Source organism: Shigella sp. FC1967 (genome assembly GCF_001743005.1).
In the GTDB taxonomy this organism is placed as follows: domain Bacteria; phylum Pseudomonadota; class Gammaproteobacteria; order Enterobacterales; family Enterobacteriaceae; genus Proteus.
Genome location: NZ_MIIZ01001235.1, coordinates 1 through 454 on the forward strand (window position 1 = coordinate 1; position 454 = coordinate 454).

Consider the following 454-nt stretch of genomic DNA (forward strand, 5'->3'; position numbering starts at 1 on the left):
AAACGCGGCATTGGAGACACCTGGGCGTGGTGGAAATCAGAGAACATGCCTTATGAGCTGCGCTCGGCCACTCTGTTTTTGTCCGAACAGGACATATCAACCACACAGCCGGTGCCCATGCACGGCAGGGTTGATCAGGTGTACCAAACCAAGAATGGGGTTCTCATTCCTTTGGACACCAAGCTGCGCCAGGTAAACCACATCTATGAGTCGGACATTATCCAGCTCTCGGTTTACCGGGTAATTCTGTCACACAAGTACAAGGCACCCGTTGCCAAGTACGGCTATGTCCGAACCGTTGTTGAGACAGCGGACGGGGATAGAGTCCGTTACATCAAGACAAACCTTCTCAGCGAAAAAGAAGTGGTCAAGCTGTGGCACCGCTATCAGTCCATCCGTTCTGGTCAGGTAAAAACCTCCTGTTCCTGTGGCGGAAAGTTTCACATGTGAAATT

At 51.3% G+C, this 454-nt stretch carries 1 protein-coding gene; it reads left to right on the forward strand.

Going from position 1 to position 454, the window contains the following annotated elements; genetic code table 11:
• Positions 1–450, forward strand: a 450-nt coding sequence (locus BHE89_RS20625; protein ID WP_128860754.1) for a hypothetical protein, incomplete at its 5' end; no start/stop codon positions are given.
• Positions 451–454 lie beyond the last annotated feature (4 nt).